This window comes from Veillonella sp. CHU732, from assembly GCF_003992085.1.
Lineage (GTDB): Bacteria > Bacillota > Negativicutes > Veillonellales > Veillonellaceae > F0422.
Genome location: NZ_RQVC01000030.1, coordinates 1 through 1,483 on the forward strand (window position 1 = coordinate 1; position 1,483 = coordinate 1,483).

General features: G+C 35.0%; 1 protein-coding gene. It reads right to left on the reverse strand.

Annotation, left to right across the window (positions count from 1 at the left end):
• Window positions 1-133: 133 nt before the first annotated feature.
• Window positions 134-1,306: a class I SAM-dependent methyltransferase gene (locus tag EO121_RS08540; protein ID WP_127167424.1), complete on the reverse strand. Its 1,173-nt coding sequence runs from the start codon at window positions 1,304-1,306 to the stop codon at window positions 134-136.
• Between the last annotated feature and the right edge of the window lie 177 nt (window positions 1,307-1,483).

Sequence of the window (1,483 nt, forward strand, 5' to 3'; positions counted from 1 at the left end):
AAGAATAGCACTAGCTATTTGAATAGCTAGTGCTAAGAGCTTTTTATATGAGTAGCCCCCACATTTGACAAAGAGCCTAAATCCTACACATACAGTGACAGTTCCTATCGTATGAAATGCTACAATATATGACTTAGTACCAACGTGTTAATGGTAATGTATTGTTAATGCATTTTGTCATCAGAATTTGATGCAAATCCATGTTACCAATATAGAAACCAGCGGCACAACCACATAGGTATAAATCCCACATGCGTACAAATTCCGTGCCCCGTACTTGTTCTACTTTGTCACGAACTCCTTGGAAATTATTGTACCAATGCATCAATGTTTTGTAATAGTGAAAGCGTAAATTTTCCACATCCAGAACATTCATATCATATTCGTAGGCAAGACCAATGATTTCTCGTAGGGAAGGCAAGGATCCACCAGGGAAGATGTATTTACGAATCCATGCACTGGTTTCCTTTTCTGCAGGATCACTAATGTAATGAAGTAAAAATAAACCTCCTTCTTTTAGCATAGCTGCGGCATCTTCCATGTATATAGGTAAATTAGGGCGACCTACATGTTCTAACATGCCTACACTTACCATACGATCGAACTGACGACCAGAGGCGGCTACATCGCGATAATCTATTAGATCAATTTCCACTTGCCCCTCAAGACCAAATTGTTTAATTCGCTCTTGGCCTTTTTTCCATTGCTCTTCTGATAATGTACAGCCATAGCCTTTGACTCCATATTTTAGGGCCGCTTCAATGAGTAGGAACCCCCAGCCGCAACCAATATCAAGGAGTGTCATGCCTTCTTGTAAGTGTAATTTATCAAGAATATGATGTACTTTTTGATATTGTGCATCTTTAAGACTGTCATTTTCTTTTTTGAAATAGGCACAAGAATAACTCATAGTTTCATCGAGCCATAAAGTATAAAAATCATTCCCTAAATCATAATGGGATGAAACTTGTTGTTTTTGATCTTTCTTTCTAAGCCCCATATTAAAGAGGGAACTAAGTACTTTTTTGTTAATAGAGTCTTTGTTAACATGTCCTAATACGACGCAAAGAGCTTTGAATAAATCTCCTTCAATTTCTATATCTTTGCGCATGTAAGCTTCGCCAAGCGCTAATTCGGCGGATACTAATATATCTTTTTTAGGGATATCTTTATTGACAATAATGGTAAACTCCGGATCTCCTTCGCCGATGGTATATTCTTTATCTCCAACTTTTACAATAAAGCAATGATCATTAAATCGTTCCAAATAGTGTACTAAAAAAGTATCAAAAAGTTTAGAAAACATAAGTAAGTCCTTTCTTATCTTTATGCATAATATACAGTATATACATCATTTAGATTTGCATTTAAATCATTCATCTAATCATACATAACACAATTTGTAAAACTACATGTCAAATATATATAATTATAAAAGAAATAATCCTTGAAGTATAGGGATTTCTTGTATACCATATATATT